Origin of the sequence: Arenibacter algicola (genome assembly GCF_018860365.1) — a bacterium.
GTDB lineage: Bacteria > Bacteroidota > Bacteroidia > Flavobacteriales > Flavobacteriaceae > Arenibacter > Arenibacter algicola_B.
In genome coordinates this window covers 12,825-35,120 of sequence record NZ_JAHKPO010000025.1, presented here as the reverse complement: position 1 = coordinate 35,120, position 22,296 = coordinate 12,825, and the positions used below count along the sequence as shown (strand labels likewise).

At 41.8% G+C, this 22,296-nt stretch carries 14 protein-coding genes; 7 read left to right on the top strand and 7 right to left on the bottom strand.

Annotation, left to right across the window (positions count from 1 at the left end; translation table 11 throughout):
• Nucleotides 1-26: 26 nt before the first annotated feature.
• The 6 genes from KO529_RS20875 to KO529_RS20850 form a co-directional block, all read right to left on the bottom strand.
• The gene (locus KO529_RS20875) at nucleotides 27-941 is read right to left on the bottom strand and encodes a polysaccharide pyruvyl transferase family protein (protein WP_215949799.1); all 915 of its coding nucleotides are present in this window, start codon (nucleotides 939-941) and stop codon (nucleotides 27-29) included.
• 90 nt (nucleotides 942-1,031) lie between these two features.
• On the bottom strand, nucleotides 1,032-2,558 hold the full coding sequence (locus KO529_RS20870) for a lipopolysaccharide biosynthesis protein (RefSeq protein ID WP_215949798.1): 1,527 nt from the start codon (nucleotides 2,556-2,558) through the stop codon (nucleotides 1,032-1,034).
• A 76-nt stretch (nucleotides 2,559-2,634) separates the two neighbouring features.
• Entirely contained in the window at nucleotides 2,635-3,795 is a 1,161-nt protein-coding gene (locus KO529_RS20865) for an MraY family glycosyltransferase (protein WP_215949797.1), read from the bottom strand.
• A gap of 1,918 nt (nucleotides 3,796-5,713) precedes the next feature.
• Entirely contained in the window at nucleotides 5,714-6,544 is an 831-nt protein-coding gene (locus tag KO529_RS20860; RefSeq protein WP_215949796.1) for an amidohydrolase family protein, read from the bottom strand.
• Nucleotides 6,545-6,619: 75 nt separating this feature from the next.
• A complete protein-coding gene (locus KO529_RS20855) occupies nucleotides 6,620-8,272 on the bottom strand; it encodes a UxaA family hydrolase (RefSeq protein ID WP_215949795.1) in 1,653 nt (550 codons plus the stop codon).
• An 18-nt stretch (nucleotides 8,273-8,290) separates the two neighbouring features.
• Nucleotides 8,291-9,298, bottom strand: coding sequence for a zinc-binding alcohol dehydrogenase family protein (locus KO529_RS20850; RefSeq protein ID WP_215949794.1), 1,008 nt, complete (start codon nucleotides 9,296-9,298; stop codon nucleotides 8,291-8,293).
• Between the two features lie 637 nt (nucleotides 9,299-9,935).
• Between KO529_RS20850 and KO529_RS20845 the strand changes: the two genes are divergently transcribed.
• The 3 genes from KO529_RS20845 to KO529_RS20835 all read left to right on the top strand — a co-directional run bounded on the left by KO529_RS20845 (nucleotide 9,936) and on the right by KO529_RS20835 (nucleotide 15,192).
• Entirely contained in the window at nucleotides 9,936-10,616 is a 681-nt protein-coding gene (locus tag KO529_RS20845; RefSeq protein ID WP_215949793.1) for an FMN-binding protein, read from the top strand.
• 549 nt (nucleotides 10,617-11,165) lie between these two features.
• A complete protein-coding gene (locus KO529_RS20840; RefSeq protein WP_252734499.1) occupies nucleotides 11,166-12,305 on the top strand; it encodes a saccharopine dehydrogenase family protein in 1,140 nt (379 codons plus the stop codon).
• Nucleotides 12,306-12,471: 166 nt separating this feature from the next.
• Complete coding sequence (locus KO529_RS20835; protein ID WP_215949792.1) at nucleotides 12,472-15,192, top strand: bifunctional YncE family protein/alkaline phosphatase family protein; 2,721 nt, start codon at nucleotides 12,472-12,474, stop codon at nucleotides 15,190-15,192.
• Between the two features lie 673 nt (nucleotides 15,193-15,865).
• Here KO529_RS20835 and KO529_RS20830 read toward each other — a convergent pair.
• Nucleotides 15,866-17,923, bottom strand: a complete 2,058-nt coding sequence (locus tag KO529_RS20830; RefSeq protein ID WP_215949791.1) for a TonB-dependent receptor plug domain-containing protein — start codon at nucleotides 17,921-17,923, stop codon at nucleotides 15,866-15,868.
• A 445-nt stretch (nucleotides 17,924-18,368) separates the two neighbouring features.
• Between KO529_RS20830 and KO529_RS20825 the strand changes: the two genes are divergently transcribed.
• Genes KO529_RS20825 through KO529_RS20810 form a run of 4 tightly spaced genes read left to right on the top strand, consistent with a single transcriptional unit; the run spans nucleotide 18,369 to nucleotide 21,851 of the window.
• Nucleotides 18,369-19,067, top strand: coding sequence for an orotidine 5'-phosphate decarboxylase / HUMPS family protein (locus KO529_RS20825; RefSeq protein WP_111625341.1), 699 nt, complete (start codon nucleotides 18,369-18,371; stop codon nucleotides 19,065-19,067).
• A gap of 32 nt (nucleotides 19,068-19,099) precedes the next feature.
• Nucleotides 19,100-20,125, top strand: coding sequence for a zinc-binding dehydrogenase (locus KO529_RS20820; RefSeq protein ID WP_215949790.1), 1,026 nt, complete (start codon nucleotides 19,100-19,102; stop codon nucleotides 20,123-20,125).
• A 5-nt stretch (nucleotides 20,126-20,130) separates the two neighbouring features.
• Nucleotides 20,131-20,931 (top strand): SDR family NAD(P)-dependent oxidoreductase, encoded by an 801-nt coding sequence (locus KO529_RS20815; RefSeq protein WP_215949789.1) that lies wholly within the window; start codon nucleotides 20,131-20,133, stop codon nucleotides 20,929-20,931.
• A gap of 26 nt (nucleotides 20,932-20,957) precedes the next feature.
• A complete protein-coding gene (locus KO529_RS20810) occupies nucleotides 20,958-21,851 on the top strand; it encodes a sugar phosphate isomerase/epimerase family protein (protein ID WP_252734498.1) in 894 nt (297 codons plus the stop codon).
• Nucleotides 21,852-22,296 lie beyond the last annotated feature (445 nt).

The following is a 22,296-nucleotide window of genomic DNA, read 5'->3' as shown; positions in this document are numbered from 1 at the left end:
CCTTTGTTTTGAAATATTTCGATAGGTTACTTCTTTAACAACGGTTTGCTTTTATATTTGTCCAATATTGGAAAGGGCGCGACTTTAATAAGTTGTTGCTGAATTTCAATTAAATTGTTATTTATTAATGTATTTTGACTATGTATTTTAAATAGTTTTATTATTTTTTCTAAGTTAAAATCTACTATGTTTAATGAGAATGGTGAATATTCTTCTATATCAACTGAAGAAAAATAATCATAAAATTTGATGTTGTCGCCAGCTAAATTTTTTCCTGAAAATACATACCACAAACAAGGTATTTTATATGCGTGTGATACTATAATACCATGAAGTGAAGTGGATATTGTGCGTTCACAGGAGACAATTTCATTTATTATTTTTTCTATTGGATCTAATAAATTAATAATTAAAATTGAATCGTGTTTTAAGTTGTTGTTAATACTATTATAATGTATATAATGTGGTATAATACCTAAGCAATATTTCTTTTTGACGTCAACCTCATAAACTAGGGGTAACAATAATGCAGGATCTCCAATAGTTTCAGGAGCAATTAAGTTCAGCTCCACTAATCTTTTTTGTGTATAAGAGCCTCTAACAGCATAAAAGTTAGATTTATTTATAATGTCATCTTTTTTAATTATACCACTACCCCAAACCTTAGCCCTTGGATTTTTTGGTATAGCAATAATGCTCCCGATTCCAACAACAAAATCATTAACAAAAAATTGTTTAAATAGTTTGAGAACATCCTTTGTTGATTTTTTTTTATATATATAACTTAATGCTCTATATATATAGTTGAACCCTTTGGAAGGAATTATTATTTGATTTATTTTAGAACCAGTTAGTTTGGATACTATAAAGTGATTTAGTTCATCTCCAAAATTACCATGACTCTGATTTGTTTTGTGCCAATATAGATTTATTATTTTCATAATTTAATATAGAAATCTTTTTAAGGGTTTAATGGTTATCCTAGTACTCCTTCTTATTAAAAAAAATTCTCCAAAAAATTCTTTTAACCTTTATTTGTTTTTAATTTCAAGGAATTTCATTCTTAAAAATACTCTCTCTTTCTTTTCAAGTCCTATAAAAACAATTGATGTAACTATTGTAATTATTAAAACAAGATTAGTCACTATAAAACTAGTTATATTCATTTCTGAATATTGTGCAAGTCCCAGCCCTGTTAGGGTAATTAAAACTGTAATTATAGTTGCAGGAAATAATACTTTTTTTAGGAATGCCATTTTTGAAAATATCAAAAGTGAACTTACGATGTATACTCTAAATATTAGTGCCAGTATGGCAAAACTAATACTAATATATAATGTAGTTTCCGGTGGGTAACCAAAATACAAAAAAGCATAAGAAATAGGTAATATCAACATTAATAAGCCACCTACAAGTCCTTGATACAATTTAATTTTTCCTGAAGCTTGGGCTCCGGACATTAGTGTACCAGATATGGAGTTAATTATTGTTTCAATCAACACTAGCCTGCAAAAAACAACAGTGTATGCAGGTACAGTATCTAACCATAAATCTAAAATTTGTGAGGTACTCAAAATAATAGGAGCACAAAGTAGCATCATTAAAAAGAAAGAATATTTAGCTCCACTAAATATAAGTGCTTGCATATACCCATTATCACCAGTAGCATAGGACTTTATTATTTGAGGTTTTAGTGCCACTTGAAAGTTAGCAACAAAACTATTTAAAGCACTGTTTACTTGATACGCAATTGCCCTAGCTGCATTTATAGCGGGCCCAAAGAATATATTTAGTAAAATATTAATACCTTGATTATAAGTGACAAAGGCGATATTGCCCCACAAATTCCAACCCGCAAAATTTAATAATGTATTAAAAAGCTTTTTGTCCCAGAAAAATGAATATGTGCAGTCTTGAATATTTTGCTCTACATAAATCCCATAAAAAATTCTGACAATCAATGAAATTATGAATATAAATATGGCGTAAAGAGCTAATTTGTCAAAGCCAAACCAATTGAGGGCAAAAGCAGCTGTTAACTTCAATACCACCTCGAGAATTCCTATATAGGCGAAAATACTCATCTTCTCATACGCAAGTATTACGGCATTATAAGGAACGCTAATAATATTCACAATAAAAGCTAATACAGAAAATTGATAAACCCAGTTCGCTGCAATTAGTCTTTCTGTGGGTATGGTGAGTTGAGTGTTAATGAACCATAACCCAAGTGTTTCAGCAATTATAAGTACAACAAAAGAAATAAGGATATGTATGTTTATACTCATTCCGAATACCCTATTCAACTGAAGTAAGTTGTTTTGACCTAATTCAAAGGATATAAACCTCTGAATAGCTGAGGACATAGATGCACTTAAAAAGGAAGCCATGGTAATGACCCCACCAACCACATTGTAGATACCAAAATCTTCTACTCCTAAAATACGCAGTACTATTCGCGTGGTATATAATGTTACTCCCATAATCAAAAGCATACGGAAGTACAACATTGCAGTGTTTTTGGCTATTCGTTTATTATTAGATTGGTTATTGTTCATAAAAAAAACTTACCTCTTCTATTTTTTAAAATTTATATAATGATTAAATGGAATTATGACTAAGGCTAAATTTGTATTACCCCAAGAAATTATTTATCCTAGATCTAATGTTGGACCATTTTATAGGTTTGGGCTTGATCAATTTTAATTTTCCCTGCTTACGGACAAACAACCATGGAGAGACGTATATTAAGGGGATGACCACTAGAATAATATAGAGCTGAACATTAATATATAAATCACGAATTATAAAGGCTAGTTGTATAAGGAGCCCGTTTAAGATCACTACAAATAACGAAGCCTGTTTATGGGTTATGCCCAAGTCTATTAGCCGATGGTGAATATGGTTCCTGTCCGCACTAAACGGACTTCTTTTTTGGCTTATGCGAATGGCAAATACCCTTAAGGTGTCCAAAAGTGGATAGGATAATATGGCCATGGCCATGATGGGTGCTTTAATGTTCGTAACGGGGTTGTCTATGGTAGCGTTGTAGGATAAAAACCCAACGGCCTGAAAAGCCAATAGAAAACCTATAAACATGGATCCGGAATCTCCCATAAATATTTTACGGAAGGGAGAGAGGTTGTATCTTAGAAACCCTAATAATGCCCCAATAAGAACAAAGGAAATAAGGACAAAGAGATACCTTTCATTTATAAAAAAGAAGGTGCCAAAAGATAGGCTGGATAACAGGGCCACAGATCCTGCCAAACCATCCAGGCCGTCTATAAGATTAAAGGCGTTGATAATCAACAGAAATACAAAAAGTGTAAAGACTACTGAAATATAATAGGGGAGTTCCCCCAATCCAAAAATACCTTCAAAGCTAATAATCCTTAGGTCTGCCAAAACAATCACCATAAGGGAGGCCACTATCTGCACCATAAATTTCTTTTTTGGGGCCAAACCGAAAAGATCGTCCTTAACGCCTAAAAACATCAACATTATAGTCGCCGCTAAAAGGGATACGAGCTTAATTAGATCGGGTTTAGAAAGTCCCGCCATTAGACCAAGAAAGGCAATGGATAGGGAAAAGGCAATAAAGAGTCCTACCCCACCCAAAGTAGGTGTTTTTGAGGTGTGCATACTGCGATTGCCAGGCTCATCCATGAGGTTTTTAGAACGTACCGCAAAAATAATTACCGGGAACATCCTAAAGCACAACAGAAGTGGCATGCATACGGAGACTATCCCTAAAAAATAGAGATTGGAAAATAATTCATAAAAATATGCCATAGTTAGTGTTTAGCACATAAGCGTCATGTTAATATTAGCTAGTCCATGAACTATTTTGAAACACTTTATAGGGGGATTCTAAAGGAACAAAAAGCAAAATTTAGGGTTAAAAATTATTACCAGTTAAAATAATAATCTTTGAGGCGCAAATCTAAGGATTTTTCTGATTTTTAATATGGTTTAGTTCTGTTTTATTTTATATTATTTAATCGATTAATTGCACTTTTATCCAATAATTGTTTGGCACTGTAACAAACAAAAAACGTAATAATATGGGACCTACAATGTTGGAATATTATTAAATGGTTAGCCTTTATACATGTTTGTGGTCCTAGTGAAATTGCGAAGGCCTGTACAACATCAAAATTGCCTATAAGCTTCAGGATATTTGTCCTTTGCCCATCTGTGATTTTAATTATGGATAAAGGCAAAGCTTGTGAAATTTGTGAGTTCCCCCGAACACGATTTCAACAAGCCGGCCAATATGCTTTTGTAGTAAAACAATTTTAACCAATTATACCATTCCAATATTCAGGTCTTAAACTCATTATTTCGTTTCGTTCCACAAACCTAAATTTTAAGATGGACATTTCCCTGTGGAAATCCGCAAGGTCCTAGATAAGTATTTTTAAGTGTATTGTAGTTGGATTTTGATTTATGGGAGTGTGGCCCAAGAATAGTGCCTTTTAATGGTTTTGTTCTATCGTCAGTTCGAGTGGAATGCCGATAGGCATTTTATATCGAGAACCGGTTTTTGCACGCCGTTCATTTCTCGATACAATTTTATTACGCTGAGCTTCATAAAATCACCCGTCTAAAGTCGGGCAGGCTCGAAGTGACGACTTTCAACACAAATCTTTAGTCTTGGCTCTAGCATCTAGGCCCTAGATTCTAGTTTCTCAAGTATTGGTTACTGATTACAGAAAACTGTTCACTGCAAGAAGCAGATTGCCACGCTATGCCTGCCTAACGGCTGGGCAAGCTCGCAATGACGGCATTGAACTTTCAACTCAAATCTTTAGTCTAGGCTCTAGATTCTAGTTTCTCAAGTATTGGTTACTGATTACAGAAAACTGTTTACTGCCAAGAAGCAGATTGCCGCGCTATGCCTGCCTAACGGCTAGGCAAGCTCGCAATGACGTAAGAGCCAGGAGCCATGAGGCAAAAGGCAAAAGTGAAGAGAAGAGAGAAAAGAGAAAAGATTAATGAAATAATGTGAAAATTTACCAATGGATTAATGTAGCAATGGGTTAATGTGGAAATGTATCAATTTGATAATGAGTTGATTTGGAAATTTGATAATGAGTTAATGTGGTAATGGGAAAATGTGCCAATGGGTTGATGGGTTAGATTTTCGGAAGATTTCGTCATTGCGAGGTGACGAAGCAATCTCTGCATGGAATGAACAGATTTCCAGCCAGGCTACCCCTTCCGTCTTCTCCTACGTCGAAGCCACCTTGACCTCCCGCGGAAAAAGCGGGACAGGCTCTCCCAAGAGGGGAATTGTTCAGGTGCTAATATTGTATTTATGAAAGAATTATTCCCCCTCCTTGCTTGTGCAGCTTTTTTGCAGTAGGAGGGGGTTAGGGGGAGGACTTTTTACTTTGTTTGTTGCTAATTGTACCCTGTTTGCTGTAAGAAGCAGATTGCCACGCTATGCCTGCCTAACGGCTAGGCAAGCTCGCAATGACGGTTTTAGTTCTGTAGTCAGTTCGAGTGCTTCTCGATACTATTTTGCTCCACTTCGTTTTGCAAAATCACTCGAAGTGACGGCATTGAACTTTCAACTTTCAACATTGAACATTCAACACAAATCTTTAGTCTAGCTTCTAGCATCTAGATTCTAGGTTCTGTCTCTTTCCACGAAGTGACGAACTTTTGACTTTATAACATTATAACTTTCAACTTAACCACTGTCTCACTCCAGTCCATAAAAGTCCACTGCATTCAGCCCCATAATGGCGGCCTGCTCAGTGGAGCTAAGGCCGGAAATGAAATTGGTGGTCAGCTCTTTTACCTGGGTGTAGGTTCCGGCGACCAAGCAAACGGGCCAATCGGAACCGTACATGCAGCGTTCAGGGCCAAAGGCCTCAAGGACCAATAGCATATAAGGATGTATCTGTTCCGGGGTCCAGGTTTTGAAATCGGCCTCGGTGATCATGCCCGAGATTTTGCAGTGTACGTTTTCGTGTTTGGCGATTTCCTTCATCATGGCCGCCCAACCGTCATAAAAGCCATCCTTGATATAGGGTTTGGCAATATGATCGATGACGAACTTCTGATTTGGGAATTTTTTCACCAATTCCAGAGTAGCCCCCAGCTGATGCGGAAAAATAAGGATGTCATAGACGGCCCCGTATTGCTCCAATTTGGAGATGCCCCTTAGGAAGTCGGGCCGCAACATAAAATTATGGTCTGCCTCGTCCTGTACTATATGTCGGTACCCCTTTAGATTCTTGTCCTTGGCGTATTTTTCCAATGCTTGGTCCACGTCTGGACTTCTCAGATCTACCCAGCCCACGACGCCTTTAACAAAAGCGTTGTTATGGGCGTGTTCCAAAAGGAAATCGGTTTCCGCCAAGGTCTGGTCCGCCTGTACCGCCACACAGCCATCCACGCCGTTTTTTACAAATACCGGTTTTAGGTCCGAGGGTAAAAAATCCCTTCGGATAACCTTCATTTGCTCATTTATCCAGGAGTGACTTACAGGGCTATATTTCCAGAAATGTTGGTGAGAATCTATTATCATGTTATAAAGTTATAAAGTTGAAAGTTGAAAGTTTTCTTGGTTTTATGTTCTTTAGCTCTCCTTCGGAGAGACCAGTTATAGGGAAATCCCCCTTTTCCATGGGATAAAGTCGTTCTGCTCCAATCTAACCGCGGCTGGGACAATGTTGCCACTGGCCACCTCTATGATATAGTCCAACAGTTCCTCTCCTTTGGTCTGTATGGTATCTTCTCCGGTAATAATGGTACCGGTATTAAAATCGATGATGTCTTTCATACGCTCACTAAGGGCATTGTTGCTGGACATTTTTATGACCGGGGCCACTGGGTTGCCAGTAGGGGTGCCCAAGCCGGTAGTGAAGGCTATTACATTACATCCCGATCCGGCCAAACCTGTGGTACTCTCCACATCGTTTCCGGGAGTACATAAAAGGTTCAGGCCATTTTTGGTGACTCTTTCCGTGTAATCCAATACATCCTGTACCAAGGAAGTACCTCCTTTTTTAGCTGCTCCGGCCGACTTCATAGCGTCTGTGATGAGTCCGTCCTTAATATTTCCTGGCGATGGATTGTTTTCAAATCCGGAGCCTATGGAAACCGCTTTGGCGGAATATGCCCTCATAATATTGGCAAACTTTTCTGCATTTTCCGGTGTTTCACAACGGTTGATGAGTTCCTGCTCTACGCCATTGAGTTCCGGGAATTCCGAAAGCACGGTAGCACCTCCCAAAGCCACTATAAGATCGGAAGCATAGCCAAGGGCCGGATTGGCAGAAATTCCTGAAAATCCGTCCGATCCTCCACATTCTAATCCCAATACCAATTTGCTTAATGGGGCGGGTTGGCGTTTTACCTTGTTGGCTTCAATAAGGCCCAAAAAGGTCTTCTTTACCGCTTCCTCTATAAAATGACGCTCGCTCTTGCTTTTTTGTTGTTCCAAAATATGTAGTGGTTTGGAAAAGTTGGGGTCGCGTTTGGCTATGGCAGCCTCCAAAATTTTTACCTCTGCGTTCTGGCAGCCCAAACTAAGTATGGTGGCCCCGGCAACGTTGGGATTGGTAATATATCCTGCCAAAAGGTTGCAAAGGGTGTCCGAATCCCCGCGATCACAGCCGCAGCCTCCGTCGTGGGTGAGGAACTTAATGCCGTCCACATTTGGGAAGGTCCTGTTCTGTTTAATATCCTCGGCCGTTTTAATAATGGGTGCAGCCATCAGGTCATCCGTACTGGCCCCTTTTTTGTATATGGATACCAGTACTTCGGTATCTATGATATAGTCTTGGGCAGTCTCATAGCCCAATGCATTGAGTAGGGTAGTGCGCAGTACGTTAACATTTCTGTTTTCACAGAATACCATAGGGATTACCAGCCAATGGTTGGCGGTTCCCACACTGCCGTCGGCACGGTGGTACCCATTAAACGTGCTGTTTTTCCATTTGGAAATATCCGGAGCCACCCAGTGGGATTGTTGTTCCCCCACATTGTAATCGGAAGAGGCATGCACCACATTTTCTATTGTAATGCTTTCCCCTTGGGCAATGGGCTTAACAGCTTTTCCTATCAGGGCACCGTACATTAGGATAGGGTCTCCCACCTTGAAATCCTGAAGGGCGAATTTATGTTTGGCGGTAACATTGTTTTTAAGAGGGAAGGATTTCCCCTCAAAATCTACCACATAATCTTTTTTCATATCCTGCAAAGCTGCAAGGATATTATCGTTGGGATGTATCTGTAAAAAGTTCTTGGACATAATGGTATGCTAATAATATTAAAATTCTACCGTGGCTTTTATTACTCCCGTAGCGGGTTTTAGCCAGCTGTCGAAATTCTCTTTCATCTGGGTGAAATGCACGTTGTGGGTAATGAACGAATCTGTCGGAAACTGGTCCAGGACTTGGATGACCCGTTCAAAATCGGCCACCGTGGCATTTCTGCTGCACATAATGGTGGTTTCTTTGGCGTGTATGGCTGGATGGGTAAAGGTAAGTTCCCCTTTGGAGAGTCCCACCAAAATATACCTACCGCCGTGCGACATATAGTTGGGTCCCTGTTCCAGGGCTCCCTTGTGGCCCGAGGCATCGAATACTGCCGTGGCCATATCGCCATTGGTAATTTCTGAAATCTGTTTTACGGGGTCTTTGGCCACATTTACAATATGGTCCACCTCAATCTTTTCCTTGGCATACTGCAGTCGGTCCTGGTTCATGTCCAGGGCTATGACCTTGGCTCCTTCTATCTGGGCCAATTTCATGATGCCGATACCAATGGGGCCGCAGCCTACGACCACAATCGTTTCCCCAGGTACTATCTGCGCCCTACGGATAGAGTGTGCCGCTATCGCCAAAGGTTCTACTATGGCCATCTGCTCGTTGGTCAGGTGCTTGGCAGGCAACAATATATCCACCGGTACGGTGATCTTTTCCTGCATACCGCCGTCCGTATGTATACCCAGGACCTGGATCTGGGTACAGCAATTGGTCTTGCCGTTCCTACAGGCCACACAATGGCCACAGCTCAGGTAGGGCATGATCACCACATTATCCCCGGCCGCTATGCCTTTATCGTTTTCGTCGATCTCCAATACAGTAGTGGCCAGTTCATGGCCCAGGATCCTAGGATAGGTAAAAAAGGCTTGATTGCCGGTATAGGCATGCAGGTCGGTACCGCAGATGCCTACCTTGTTCACTTTTAAGAGGGCTTCCCCTTTTTTGCGTATCGGGGCTTCTTTTTCCTTTAACTGAAAGTCCCCAGGTTCCTCACAAACAATGTATTTCATGCGATTAATTCTTTTATTTTTTGTGGTTGATGTGATTGATCATTATCATTTTAAGGCTGTTGCATGAAAGTACAAGAGCAAAAATGCTAATATGGTTTAAGGGTGTAATTTAGCCAAAAAGATTTAAAAATTGTTCAATGTTCAAGCTTGAATGTTGGATAGGGTTAATTGTGTATTGGGAAGTGGAAAATTAGTATAGATTGATGAGAGAAAAGAGAAAAGAGCAAAGACTAGCCAGAGTCAGGAACCTAGAAACTAGACTAAGACTTGGGTTGAATGTTGAAAGTTAAATGTTGAAAGTATTAATGTTATAAAGTTGAATGTCCTCACGGTGATGGAGCGTTGGAAGAATCTAGAACCTAGATGCTAGAGTTGAGACTAAAGATTTGTGTTGAATGTTCAATGTTGAAAGTTGAAAGTTCAATGCCGTCATTGCGAGCCTGCCCGGCCGTAAGGCAGGTGATTTTGTAAAACGAAGTGGAGCAAAATTGTATCGAGAAGCTCTCGAACTATCGCTAGGGACTAGAATCTTAATATATGTGACTGACCAAAATCATTTCAGGAATTATGTCTTGGTATTACCTTCGGAAATAACACTGAAGTTAATTTGGTGAGTTTTAAATTCAAAAAAATGAATATGAAGAAAATAAAAATACTTTTGATGATCCTGGTTGTCTTGGGGTGGAACTGCAAGGAAAACCCAAAACAGACGGAACAAAAAAATGAAGCCGTAAAAGAGGTAATCCAAACCACAACCGACTTGCCGGACACTATTAAGGAAATTGCATTATTTGCCTCGCCGACTTTTACGGATTCCACGAAAATCCAAGACCTAATAATTTTTAAAGAGCTGAATACTTCAAGTGGCACCATTTCTAACATTGATTTGGAAAGGGCGGGCGAGCTGTATAAAAAGTTGGCGACCCGCGGGCAAGCCACTTCCCTGCCTATATTTGAAGTCAAGGAAACGGACCTAGTTGTTCTACCTGTACAGGGTGTTGGTTTTGGTGGGGCCATTTGGGCAAAGGTTCTTTTGGACAAAAAGACGTTGGAAATAAAAAACATAGCCTTTGAACACAAAGCAGAATCTGAAGGTTATGGGGCGGCAGTTAGCGAAAAAACATTCGAAGATCAGTTCTTGGGTGTGAAAATCAATTTGGAGGAAGACACCTTTACATTGCAAAAAGCCATTGAAAAAGCCAATGACGACGGACATTTTATTGACGGGATTTCCAGTGCAACCATGACAAGCAAGGGTGCCGTTTCCATGTTGAACGAGGGTTTGCGAAAGTATGGTGGCTATTTGAAAGGGAATTGAGAAGGCTTAAGTAATCAGTTTTCTTCAGCCATTAGCCAGTAGGCAATAGTTTAATGTTTAAAAGTTAAAAGTTAAAAGTTGAAAGTTAAAAGTTGAAAGTTGAAAGTTGAAAGTTGAAAGTTGTCACTTCGCGTCCTCCCTTCTAATACTCTGGCCAAAAAGCGGAACAGGCTTAACCAAGGGAAGGAGCTTTTTTGTTCGTCACTCCGACAGAGAAGTAAACGGCGTGCACAAACGGGTTCTCGATACAAAATGGCTATTGCCCGTCACTTCGAGTGATTTTATGAAGCTCAGCGTAATAAAATTGTATCGAGAAGCACATGAACTGCACAAACGGGTTCTCGATACTAAATGCCTATCGGCATTTCACTCGAACTGACGATAGAGTCTAGATTCTAGGCTCTTGCCTCTTAGCATCCACGCCTTTCTGTGTGAGCCTGCCTACCAGCAGTTAGGGAGTCCTACGAAGTAGAATAGTATCTACAAGTAACGGAGGAAACTTCCAAGAAAAAATGCTATCTTTCTTATAACATATTAAGCTACATATTTATGTCGTACAACATGGTTATTGCCGGTGCTGGGGGTATTGCCCGGGCCGTTGGATTAATAATGGCGGATTGGGGCAATGTTCCCCTAAAAATATTTATTGGTAATCGGACGCTGGAAAAGGCGGAAAAAGTAGCCCATTGGATCGGGAAGGGCACTACCAACCCGGGAGTGGTCAAGGCATTTTGCCTTTCCGAAACCGGTCTGACGAAAGAAATGGAGGACATTTTTACCCAGGGCGATGTGCTGCTGGATTGTCTTCCCGGTAGTTTGGCACCTAAAATGGCGAGCTATGCCAAAGATTTTAAAATGCATTATGTAAACCTCACCGAATATGTGGCGGAGACCAATGAAATTATAGCATTGGCCAAAAATGCCGAAACCGGTTTTGTGCTGCAATCAGGTCTGGCACCAGGGTATATCAATCTGTTGGCGCATCATCTTTTTAAGGAATTTTGCAGCAAGCATAAGGTAGACAAGGTAGATAAGCTGCAGTTTAAGGTTGGGGCCTTAACGGACCATGCAGTGGCACCACATTACTACGGATTTACTTGGAGTCCAGTGGGGGTAGCCACGGAATATATTAAAGATGCGGAAGCAGTACGCGATTTTAAAAAAGTACCGCTTAAATCCCTCTCGGAAAGGGCTACGATCATTATAGATGGTAGGACCTATGAGGAGGACCTTACTTCAGGTGGGGCCGCCGATCTGCCAGACGCTCTGGCCGGCAAGGTGCGGAACTTGGATTATAAGACCTTGAGATATCCCGGGCACTACGCCTGGGTACAACAGCAAATTGCAAGTTTTAAGAATGCCGATGCAGCCATTAAGACCCTTCAGGAGAAAATGGAGAGTGGGATTCCCCATATAGAGAACGATCAAATTGTACTGTATGCCGCAGTGGAGGGTAAAGATTGGCAAGGGACACCTAGAAGGAACGAGGTTTCCAAGCTAATATATCCGCAAAAAGTGGGGATACACAGACTTAGGGCTATACAGACCACTACTGCAGCACCCATGGTTCAGGCTGCTTTTATGTTAATGGAGTCCAATCACAAAGGCGTTGTTCTACAAAGTCAGATAGATCCAAAGCCTTTTTTGAACGGTAATTTTGTAGCACCTATATATGGCTATATCAATTAAGCCTAAATAGAATTTGGATATTTGTTTGGCTGTTTATAACTTTTACTTCAATTAAATTATTTTAACATAATGTAAAATTATGGTTAAGACCGTTTTCCTTTGGTCAAAAATGCGTAATATTATTTTTTTTATATAAAATATCTATTTACACTTTAAAATCAACCTAATGAATCGGCTAATTATCCTCCTTTTAACCCTAGTTTTTATTTCTTGTAATTCACGCCAAAACAGCATTTCCATTTTACAGGTGCCCGGTAAAGACCAGTACAGTATTATTGATGAAAACGGAATATCTATTTTGGCCAGTGGGAGGTATGTAACTCCGGTAGGGGATAAATTGCGGATTACACATGATCCCTTTGGGATGGCCGTATCTCCTGATGGGAGCAAGGCGGTTACCCTGCACGACGGGGTTTTTACTGTAATAGATGTAGCCTCCTTGGAGTCGGTCAGGATTCCAAGTTATGATGGCACTATTCCTTCACCGTTGGCAAAAGGGTCCTTTTTGGGGGTCGAATTTGCACAGGATTCCAAAACGGTTTATTTAAGTGGGGGAGATACCGGAGCAGTGATCCAATACGATGTGGAGAACCTTGCAAAAGTAGATTCCATTTCTTTAAATGGTATTGTTGATGGGAAGGATTATCAAGATAGTTTTACTTCGGATCTGCGGATAAATGAAGCCGAGAACGAATTGTTGGTGTTGGATCGTGCAAACTTTAGAATGGTGCGTATCGATTTGGATACCAAAAAAATAAAGGGATCCGTTAATGTGGGTCGACAACCTTTTGGTTTGGCGATCAGTCCAGATAAAAAGCAGGCCTTTGTGGCCAATGTTGGAATGTATTCCTATCCCTTGATCGAGGGTGCTACTCCGGCCAATTACGATTCCCTAATGATTTCCCATCACCCTTATGGGGACAACACCAAAGAGTCCATAGAAGGTACCGTAGTAGAAGGTCGTAAAATCCCTGGCGTAGGAAGTCCGTTGCATCCTGATGCCATGAGCGTTTTTACCATAGACCTTGATAATAATAAGGTGATCAAAAAATTTAAGACAGGGCACCAAATAGGGCAGACGGTGGAAGATGCTGAAGTAGTAGGGGGAGCAAGTCCAAATTCCATTGCTGTAGGGAAACAATTCGCCTATATAACCAATGCCACTAACGACAATATCACGATTATTGATCATATGAGTCAAGAGATTGTTGGCCATATTCCGATAAAGGTCGATGCCCGTATAGACAAATACCGTGGCCTATTGCCTTTCGGAATTACCATGGATAAGGAAGAAAAAACACTGTACGTGGCCTTGTTGGGGTTCAATGCGATAGCCGTAATAGATATTCCATCCCAAACTACCAAAGGACTTATTCCCAGTGGATGGGGGCCTACAAGGGTGGAATTGTCCAAAGATGAAAAGAATATTTATATCATTACCTGTAGAGGACTTGGAGCCGGACCCAATGGTGGGAAGGACTTTGTAGAACCCCCACAGGGCGATTATATAGGCGACATTCAATTGGGCAGTTTCCAAAGGGTAGCTATGCCAACCGATGAAAAGCTTGCCGAGTACACCAAAATGTCTATCGACAATACTTTCAGGGAAAGCACCATAACCGATGACGGTACCAATCCCTTGCCTCCCTTGCCAAAACTGCGTCAGAGTCCTATAAAACATGTGGTGTATATTACCAAGGAGAACAGGACCTACGATGAGGTTTTTGGGCAGCTTAAAACTGGAAAGGGAGATAGTACCTTGGCCCGTTATGGGGTTAATAATACCTATACCTTACCGGATTCGGTTCAGGCACAATTCCCCAATCTCCGCATTTCACCCAACCACCATAAGGCTGCAAAGCAATTTGCCTATTCGGACAATTACTATTGTGATAGTGATGCTTCCGTACATGGCCACCATTGGCTGGTAGGGGTTATTCCCAATGAATGGGTAGAGGCCAATGCCAGTGTAAGCAAGACCGCTAAAATATTTTCGGACGCTCCTGGGCGTCGTCATCCGGGAACTATCGGGAGTGTAGATCCAGAGGACTATGCCGAGATTGGCGGACTTTGGGAAGCCTTGGATAGGGAAAAGGTTTCTTTTTACAATTTTGGACAGGCCAATGAAACAGCGCATGTGCGTGAGGATTGGTACGATACCAATACAGGTGCTGCCCACGGGGTGATGGTGCCCATGCAAAAGGCACTTTTTATAAGGACCAGTCACGACTATGCCGGTTATAATATGAATATCCCCGATCAATACCGGATGGATCAGTTTGAAAGGGAGTTTACAGAGAAATGGATCGAAGGGGAGGAAGACATGCCGCAATTGGTGACCATGATGCTACCCAATGATCATGGGGCTAGAGTCCGTCCAGAGGATGGATACCCTTACCCACAATCCTTTATGGTAGATAATGACCTGGCGGTGGGTAGGGTACTGCATTTTCTTTCCAGGACCAAATATTGGAAGAATATGTTGGTCATTATTACAGAGGATGACCCACAGGGAGGTGTAGATCATGTGGATGCGCATAGGTCCATTCTTATGATGGCAGGCCCTTATGTAAAAAAGGGATATGTTTCCAATACCCATGCTAATTTTGGGGCCATTTTAAAGACGATGTACAACATATTGAATGTTCCCTATGTTAATCAGTTTGATGTTACGGCCTCATTGCTTCAGGATTTTTTCACCTCAGAGCCCGACTTCACACCCTATACCTTGGAGCGCCATGATGAACGTATGTACAACGCCGAACTCTCCATGAAGAAGTATAACAAAACCATAGATTGGCGCAAAATAGAACAAGGCCCCCCAATGGATAACGAGGACGATGCCAGGGTGAACCATTATAAGAACAAGGCGGAGGATGAAGAGTAGGCAGTAATCAGTAATCAGTGGTCAATAAACAATGTACAGTGAACAGTTTTTAGTAAACAATTTGCAATAATTGTTAGTGAACACTTTTTAGTAGTCAATAGTCAATAGTCAGTAATCAGTGAACGGTTTTAGTTTAAGTTTGAAAATTCTACACATAAAATGCTCCTTCCCCTAGTCAGGGGAAGGTGGCTTCGACAGAGGAGAAGACGGAAGGGGTGTGCAGGTTGGCATTTGTTTATACATTGGGGAGATTACTTCGTCGCCAAAGCTGCCTGTCTGCCTGCGGCAGGCTCGTAATGTCATATTATCCAAATCTGGAACATATCTGTTATTAACATTCAAATTTGTATATACCAAATTCCCCTCTTGGGAGGAGCCTGTCCCGCCTTTTGGCGGGAGTTAGGGGTGTGTTTTTGACAGGAGCTCATTGTGTGTTTTTGACTAGTTCCCTATACGTCGTCCATTCCTATGCATTGGGCTTTCAATCCCTTCCGTCTTCTCTTCCTACCGTCAGAGAATCCACCTTCCCTTAACCAAGGGAAGGAGCTTTTTTTTGTTCCGTCACTTCGAGTGATCCGACAGAGGAGGATTGTATCGAGAAGTAGACGGCACCGAGAAGCACTCAAGTTTAAGATGTTAAATATTGATTACAACCCAACCTTGAACCCCAAAACTACAACCTAGCAGAAACCGACAGCACTCCAGACCGGCCATAACCATTAACACCAGAGCCATGGTATCTATAATCTTCATTGAAAACATTCTGTAGGCCAACAGCGATGGTAATGTAATTAATGGAGTAACTGCCATGTATGTTAAGTACATTCCAAGCAGGGGTGCCCCCATCAGGAATTCTATTGTCATCTATATCCCCTGAAGCCAAACGGTCCTGTTTGCCTGCCATAAGCCAATCTGCATTAAGATTCCAATTTTTTATGGCGTAGGAGGTGGCCAATCGTCCAAATATGGGCGGGATGCGGCGTGCAGGTTCGTCACTGGTTTTGTTCTGACCATAGGTATAGGTCAGGTTTCCGGTCAGGTTCCAATTCGGATTCAGGCTTAGGTCCAACCCCATTTCCGCTCCTTGTATAAAGCCGCGTTCCACATTTTTCTTCTGATATACGGGATAACCTTCAATGCGATCTCCTTCAATGCTATTGCGCACAATTAAATCGTACAATTCATTGCGATATAAAAATACTTCGGCCTTCACAACGCGATTGCGAAATTTGTAGCCCACTTGATATTGTAGGGAATGCTCCGGTTTTAAATCGAAATTAGGTGTTTCGTACCTGAAATCAACAATGCCCAAGGATCCAAGATCATTAATATTGGGAGCTCTAAATCCCGTATTGATGGAGGCAAAGACGTTGGAGGATTGGTTTAAACTACGTTGAACGGCCAAATTACCTACTAGGGCAGAGGGTGTCAATTTGGTAGTTCCCAAAGCCGAATCGGCCACTTTGTTTATAAAGGTATTGAACCGCAAACCTGTCGTAATTTCCCATTGGTCCAAACTTAGGGTATGCATACTGAAAGCGGCCATACTGGTCATGGTGGCCCCATCAGGATACAATCCTCGATTGGCCGTTTCTGTATTGGTGGATAAGTCTTTATCAATGCGACTACTCTTTATTTTATCGCTATAGACCTCTATGCCGCTATTGGCCGACCATATTTTTCCACTGCTGGATAGGGCTTCGGCCGAAAATCCAAAGGTCCTGACCTTATCGTTTTCGGTACGTAGGGAATTTGAACCATTTTTTTGCAATATCCTGCCTTCTTCATGATGCTGGTAGGAAGCCGTGACCACCGCCGTTTTAAAGATATTGTTCCCTAGGTCTTGGTGGAGTCTAACATAGGCCAGTTCCCTTTTTTGGGGATCCATTTTATTAATGGCATAATCCTCCAAGGCTACTTTGTGGTAGACGGGAACATCTTTTTGATGTACACGCTGGTAGACTGTGGTGAGGCTGGAACGATCCGATAGTAATATTTTGCCCTTGAGGTCAAAATCCAATTCACGATATCCCGTAGGGCTTTGTTGTCCTGTGGTATCCCCACCCACAAGGTCTCCAAAATTTCGCCAAGTGGTATTGGCCCTAAAGGCCATTCGTTTATCACCATATTTTAAGGCCGCATTGGCCGTCTGTTCCATGCCCTGTGTCACCAAGCGGGTAAAAAGGTCCGTACCCCAAACCGGCTTTTCGGCAGTATCCAACGCTGTGCTCAAGGCTTGGATGGTACCCCCTATAGCATCGGATCCATATTGCACCGAACCACTTCCCCGTAAAACCTCTATTTTGCCCACGCTGAACACATCAATAGTATTAAAATACTGGTTGGGTCCGGATCTTACCGTAGCATTATTAAGGCGTATACCGTCATATAAAAGTAAGGTCTGGTTCCCTGTTAACCCTCTTATAAATGGTGATCCCCCGCCGTGGTTGGTTTTTTGTACGAACACCCCGGGAGCCAACAGCAGTGCCTCAGGCGCCGTACGTAATTGAAATCTCTGTATGGAATTGTTGTTGACGACCTCAATGGCTTCTGGGGTCTTATTTTGTAATGATCCATATCGGTTTGCCGTAACCACTACCTCTTCCAAGGTGTTTAAAGACAAAGAGTCTTGTGGGGACCGGGAATTTTCCTGGCCAAAAAGGAATCCTGTGATACTATATAAAATTATGATAAAAAGTAATTTGGAAGGTCGGTTTAAAGCTAAGGTCATTATAAGGGTAATTGGGTAAATATGATATTGGATGTTCTGTTTTTATGTGGATAGAATTCCTAACGGGACAGTTAAGTCCGTTTTAATATAAGGTAGCAAAATTGGCCTATTCGCTTTTATTAGGTATTAAATTAGTATTATTTAAAATTTATCTTTTGCAATAATAATAGTTCTTCCAAGAATATAAAAGACAATAATAGGATTGGTGTCTATAGGGAGTGTTTATTATTGTTTGTGGCAATACAAGTGTTGATAAATCTTAAAAGGGTAATATTGGATTTATAATTGATAAATTTTATGTATTGTGATTCTTTATCTTTGGATTTACGCTGAAGCCCAAAAAAATCAATCTTTTTTATGAACCTTTTACGGGTTTTTAGATGGATTGCGGCTTATGTCAAATTAAAGAATACAACTTTATAATTTAAAAATTTATTGACCTTTTATGAAACCAATTGTACAAATTTCCCTAGACCTTACCAATATAGATGAAGCTTTAGAAACGGCCGCCATGGCATTGCGTGCAGGGGTAGATTGGCTGGAAGCAGGTACCCCCCTTATTCTTGCAGAAGGATTGCATGGGGTGCGAAAATTAAGGGAGGCTTTCCCCAATATACCTATAGTAGCAGATCTTAAGACAATGGACGGGGGATATCTGGAAGCCGAAATGATGGCAAAGGCAGGAGCAACCCATGTGGTGGTAATGGCGAGGGCACATGCAGAAACCATAAAGGTGGTTGTACAAGCTGGGAAAGATTACGGAGTAAAGGTAATGGGCGATAATTTAGGATGTCCGGATATGGTGGAAGGCGCCAAATGGTTGGAAGACCTTGGCTGCGACTATATAATACATCATATAGGTTATGACGAGCGTCGTGGAATTGCTGCCCAAGGTTTAAAAATGCCAAGCCCAATGGATCAATTGCGCGAAGTGGTCAATGCGGTCAAGGTACCGGTACAAGCTGTTGGTGGGCTTACCTTGGAACAGGCCATACGCTGCCCGGAATATGGAGCGCCCATGGTTGTTTTAGGAGCACCCTTGACCATAGATGCGGACTCCTTTAAAACAGCCGATGGAGATCTGGAAAGTTCGTTGCGACTTATTTGTGAAAAGATCCATGCTTACGGGGAAGTAACACGTTAATAAATAAATACCAAATAAAAATAATCAAATAAATGAGTTCAATAGGAGTAGTAAATTTCTCTTCCAAGCCGGGAAGTGTTGAAATTAGGGAAATAGAAAAGCCGACGATAGGCGAAGATGATGTATTGTTGGAAGTGGCCAACGTTGGGGTGTGCGGAAGTGATCTGCATCAATGGACTTCAGACCACAGTTGGACGGTAAATTACCCCGTGGTCCTTGGGCACGAGTTTGGTGGCCATATTGTGGCATTGGGGAAAAGGGTAAGCGGATGGAAGGAAGGCGACAGGGTAGTTAGTGAGACCGCTGCAGTAATAGATCTGAACAGTCCACTTACCAGACAAGGCCTTTACAACTTGGATCCTACTAGAAAAGGATTTGGGTATGGGGTAAATGGTGCAATGACGCGTTTTGTTAGGGTGCCTGCAAGATGTTTGCATTCGGTACCTGAAAACCTGCCTTTTGAACAAGCCTGTTTAACGGAGCCCTGTTCGGTGGCCTACAGTGCTGTTGTAATGAACTCAAAAATAAAACCAGGAGATCGGGTCATCGTTTTAGGTCCTGGGACCATTGGTATTCTTTGTGCCGCCATGGCTCGTTTATGCGGTGCCGAAGTGGCCATTGTTGGATTGGAAGGGGATAGGGAGAGATTGAACATTGCCAAGCAATATGGTTGTGAGGGCATTGTTGGAGACGCAAGCGCTTGGGCCAATAAACAAGATGGTTTGGGAGCAGATTGCATTATAGATGCAGCAGGAGCCAGTGCTACTTTAAAAATAGCTTTGCAATTGGTTCGTCCAAACGGACATATTACCAAAGTAGGGTGGGGACCACAACCTCTAAACTTCTCCTTGGATCCATTGGTGCAAAAGAATGTTACCCTTCAGGGTAGTTTTAGCCATAATTATCCGATTTGGGAAAAAGTGCTTTCCCTTTTGGCTTCCGGAACCTTGGATGTAAAGCCAATTATTGGTGGGGTATGGGAATTAAAGGATTGGCATGAGGCCTTTGAACAAATGCATTCCGGCAAGGTGGTGAAAAGTGTTTTAAAACCAAGTTAATACCTATGCGGTTAAAGGATAAAGTAGTTTTAATTACAGGTGGCTATACGGGTATTGGTAAGGCCATTGCCAAACGTTGCATTCAGGAAGGGGCGAAGGTAGTCGTCAACGGTCTGGAAGAGGAAACAGGCTTGGCACTGGTGAAGGAATTGGGGGCTGATAACGCAGCCCACATTACTACTGATATTACGGAGGAAGGTGCTCCGCAGTTATTGGTGAAAAAGGCCATATCTAAATTTGGGCAGTTAAATGCTGTGGTTAATAACGCCGCATATATAGCCTCTTCAAATATCGTGAGCACCGAAGTACCGTTTATTAAGCGCATGTTGGCCGTGAATTCCATTGCTCCTCTAATGATCATTCAGGCAGCCTTACCTCATTTGTCCTCGGTTCGTGGTTGTGTCCTTAATATTGGCTCTATCAACGCCTGGGGCGGGGAACCCGATCTATTGGCCTATAGCATGTCCAAAGGGGCTTTGATGACAATGACCAGAAATCTGGGCGACAGTTTGTTTAGGGAAAATGGGGTACGCGTAAACCAGATCAATCCAGGTTGGGTACTCACGGAAAAAGAAATATTGAACAAGAAGGAGCAGGGAATGAAAGCGGATTGGTACAAGGATATACCTGACATTTTTGCCCCTGCACAACGAATTTTTACCCCAGAGGAAATAGCAGCAGCCTGCCTCTATTGGCTTTCCGATGAATGCGGGCCTGTGAGTTCACAGGTAATGGACCTGGAACAGTTTCCTATAATAGGGCGTAACCTCCCCAAAAACTGGGAAGGTTCCCACAAAAAGAAATAATTTAATAACAATAAAAGAATAAAGATTTGCCACAATTAGCAGTATTTCCCAAAGCATTTATGCATGAACTTTGTAAGGATGGAACCATGAAGGTTTCCGAATGGATCGACCTGGCCGTTGAGCTAGAGGTAGACGGATTGGAGTGGTATGCCGGATTTTTGGAGATGGCCGATAAAGCCAACTGGCCTATTTTTAGGGAACAGGTAGAGCGTCATGGAAAAACAATTCCTATGCTTTGTTGTTCCCCGGATTTTACGCATCCTGATGCCGCTTTTCGGGAAAAGGAAATTAAAAAACAAATTGGTTGGATAGAAATGACCCATGCCTTGGGCGGGACCTATTGTAGGGTATTGTCCGGACAACGTCGTCCCGAACTGACCATAGAAGAAGGTGTTGGCTTTGCGGCGGATTGCATTAAAGAGTGCCTTCCCCTTGCTGAAAAGTTAGGGGTTACCCTAATTTTGGAAAACCACTATAAGGATGATTTTTGGGAGTATCCCGAATTTGCCCAGCAAATGGACATTTTTTGTATGTTGGTAGATCGTATCCACCACCCTAATTTTGGGGTCAATTACGATCCCAGCAATACCTTTTTGGCAGGGGAGGACCCTTTGGAACTTCTATATAGGGTGTCCGATCGTGTAGTGACCATGCATGCCAGCGACCGTTACCTAAAAGAAGGAACTATTGAAGATCTTCGCAAGGAAGAAGGTGGTGCCATGGGTTATGCCAAAAGATTGAGTCACGGAGAGATAGGCAAAGGCCTAAACGATTATGATGCCATTTTTAAGGAACTGAAAAGAGTTGGTTTTGATGGCTGGATCAGTATCGAGGATGGAGTGGATGGAATGGATCAATTGGAGCGCAGCGTAGCCTTCCTAAGAAAGAAAGTAAAGGAGTATTGGCCGGAGTTTAAGTAGGGTTACCTACATCAGTATAAGCAAGAAGTCACCAATATGATTTGAAAAGGTCTGTTGGTGACTTTTTGGTTTCGGGGGAAATGGTTTTATAAGAAGTAAACTTGCAATGACGGAATAGCCAAAAGGCAAAAGGCAGAGTCTATAGAAAAGAGAGTAAAGAATAAAGAGACCGACCAGAGTCGAAAACTTTTGAATTTCTATGTTCTTGATTCTGTCGTCAGTTCGAGTGAAATGCCGATAGGCATTTAGTATCGAGAACTGCTTTGGTGTTGTTCTTCTACTTCTCGATACAAGTTTATTGCGCTGCGCTTCATAAAATCACCCGCCTTACGGCCGGGCAGGCTCGAAGTGACGAAACATGAAAAGCTCCTCCCTTCAGACGAAGGGAGGTGGCTTCGCCATAAGCGAAGACGGAGGGTTTTGAAATCCCAATCCTTGGGAAAAT